Source organism: Kordia jejudonensis (genome assembly GCF_001005315.1).
GTDB lineage: Bacteria > Bacteroidota > Bacteroidia > Flavobacteriales > Flavobacteriaceae > Kordia > Kordia jejudonensis.
In genome coordinates this window covers 1-3023 of sequence record NZ_LBMG01000111.1, presented here as the reverse complement: position 1 = coordinate 3023, position 3023 = coordinate 1, and the positions used below count along the sequence as shown (strand labels likewise).

The window sequence follows — 3023 nt, the reverse complement described above, 5'->3', positions numbered from 1 at the left end:
GAATCACTTATATCGAACTGACGTTAAATACATTTTTTAATTCATCTCGCGCATCTGTCCGAAGAAATAATGAAGAAGCAGACGAAAGTGCGACGCGAATGCGAAATGTATGTAGCTTAGCGACTGAATGATACTTGGCAATTTCCTACGGGCAGAATTGATTTTTTTTGAAGGAATGAAGTTGAAATTGAAAACATTGAGGTCATTACGAACGATAATGAAGTGTTCTGTGTTATAGTAACAGATGACTTCATCGAAACTCCTCGCAATAACGTACAAAATTTCATCATACTGAACTTGATTTAGAATTACTGAGTAAAATCTCGCGAAAGCAAAAAAAAGAGCCAAAACATAACGTCCTGACTCTTTTCTCTATTTTCTATTTTCTATTTTCTAAAAAACTACCCAATAATATGAATTTCAGAAAAATCTTTACCAACAATCATAGCGCCGTTTTCATCCGTTTTTATGTCTGAAAGTGCTACAATTTCATTGTCTATTTGAATTTCTTTCGCTTTGAAAGGCAATCCGTGAATGTTCAGTTTGAAGTTTTCATATGTTGTAATATACTTTCCTTCTTTGTGTTGCTGAATGATTAATTCGTTGGATTTTCCCGTCAGTTTAAAGGTTCTCAGACTGTAACGTCCTTTTGTATAATCGTATCCATCATGTGCATCGTCAAAGAGTTGTGAGCTTTCTTTTCCTTTTTTATAGTAAATATCCAAAGTTACTTCATCAATTTCTTTTTCGCCAACATATTGTTGTACAGGATATTTCGGAATGATTGCTCCTTCTTGTACAAAAATCGGCATGCTGTCAATTTCTGCATCTACCCATTTTTCTTTTCCTCCTTCAACCAATTCATCTGTCCAGTAATTGTACCATTGTCCACGTGGAATGTACATACGACGACCTTTGGCGTTTGGTTCTTGAATTGGACATACTAATATTTTATCTCCAAACACAAATTCATCCGTTCGGTAATGCGTTTGATGATCTTCTTGATCGAACATTACCAATGATTTTAATAACGGCGTTCCATGATCGACTAAGTTCCAAAAAGCAGTATATAAATATGGTAATAATTGATAACGCAATTCTACAAACTTTCGCACTACATCCGTAACATCTTCATCAAAAGCCCATGGTTCTTGATCGCCGTGATCTCCTGAAGAATGCACTCTACAAAACGGATGAAAAATTCCAAGTTGAATCCAACGTGTGAATAATTCTCCTTGTGGTTGCTCGGCAAATCCTCCAATATCACTTCCTGCAAAGGAAAAACCAGACATTGCCATACGTTGTGCTTGTACATTGGCTATCCATAAGTGTTCCCAAGTTGCTACGTTATCTCCTGTCCAAGTTGACGTGTAACGCTGCGTTCCTGAATATGCCGCACGTGTAATGACAAACGGACGTTTTGGATAGTTGAATTTCTTTAATCCTTGATAGGTTGCACGCGCCATTTGCATTCCGTACACATTGTGTGCTTTTCGGTGACTGCACGGATTTCCATCATAATCGTGGCGCACATCATCTGGAAATGTTTTGTTTGGCACCTCCATGACGGCAGGTTCGTTCATATCATTCCAAACACCTTTGATTCCGATGTCTTCAATGAGTTCTTTGAATAATCCTGACCACCAATCGCGCACTTCTGGTTTTGTAAAATCTGGGAAGTAACATTCGCCTGGCCAAACTTTTCCTTTCATATACGGTCCGTCGGCACGTTTACAGAAGTAATCTTTATCTAACGCTTCTTTGAAAACGTCGTAATTTTTGTCAATTTTAATTCCTGGATCAATAATCGCAACCGTTTTGAAACCGTCATCTGCCAATTCTTTGACCATGCGTTTCGGATCTGGAAAATGATCTTTATTCCATGTAAAACAACGGAAACCATCCATATAATCGATATCTAAGTAAATGGCATCACACGGAATTTTTAAGTCTCTAAATTTCTGTGTAATTTCTTTTACATTGCTTTCAGGATAGTAACTCCATTTACATTGATGATATCCTAATGCCCATAATGGCGGCAGTTGATGCGGCTTTCCTGTTAAGTCTGTATAACTTTCAACAACATCTTGCATTTGCGGTCCGTAGATGAAATAGTAATTCATTTCGCCACCTTGCGCCCAAAAACTGGTTACATTTCTGCGTTCGTGTGCAAAATCGAAGTAACTTCTGAAGGTGTTATCAAAAAAGATTCCGTACGCTTTGTTATGGTGTAATCCCGTGTAAAATGGAATTGCTTTGTAAATCGGATCTGTATGTTTTCCATATGCATATGAATCCGTTACCCAATTTTGAAAACGCTTTCCTTTTAGGTTTAAATGATCTGGCTTGTCTCCTAATCCGAAGTAGCTTTCACGTTCGTTGACCGTTTTGCTCATTTTTACCACATTTCCACCAAACTCATAACTTTCTTCCCAATGGAAACCAAGTTCATCTTCGTTGACCAACGTATTGTCTTTTGCATCGTACAATTGTACACGCATGTTTATTTTCGCGATGTGACAGATAAGTTTTGAAGTCGTGATGATGTATTTTTCTTCATCTTCTTCTATGGCTAAGTGATTGTATCCTGTACTTGCATATTTCGTAATGGCATAGGAAAAATCATTTTCAAACGTTCCTGTTGTTGTGTAACGAAAACGCAGGACACTATCGCGGACAATTCGCATTTGTAATACGACATCATTTTCTGCAGTAAAATATAACGTGTCTACGTCTTTGCGGAAGTTTATTATTTTGGAAGGAAATAGATTCCCTTTATTTTCTAATTCTGTATTTACAATCATGTTATTGTAAGATTTAAGATATTATGTAAAAAAACGGAAAAGTTTAGAGATTTAAAAGCTTTGAATCAGCTACTTATTAACGATAACGTTATAGTTGATTATAATTATTGAAAAGTGAATTTTTATGTGTGATTTTTGTGGTTTTCTGAGTATTTATGAATTAAATCTTTGTTTTGATAATGGTACTTTTTGGATTTCTGCCTTTGCAGGAATGACTTG

At 36.4% G+C, this 3023-nt stretch carries 1 protein-coding gene; it reads right to left on the bottom strand.

Annotation, left to right across the window (positions count from 1 at the left end; translation table 11 throughout):
• Positions 1-401: 401 nt before the first annotated feature.
• On the bottom strand, positions 402-2804 hold the full coding sequence (locus AA089_RS22760) for a glycoside hydrolase family 31 protein (RefSeq protein WP_046759330.1): 2403 nt from the start codon (positions 2802-2804) through the stop codon (positions 402-404).
• Positions 2805-3023: the final 219 nt, after the last annotated feature.

Coding starts and splice junctions, on each gene's coding strand:
- AA089_RS22760 (WP_046759330.1), bottom strand. CDS start 2,804: ATGATTGTAAATACAGAATTAGAAAATAAAGGGAATCTATTTCCTTCC.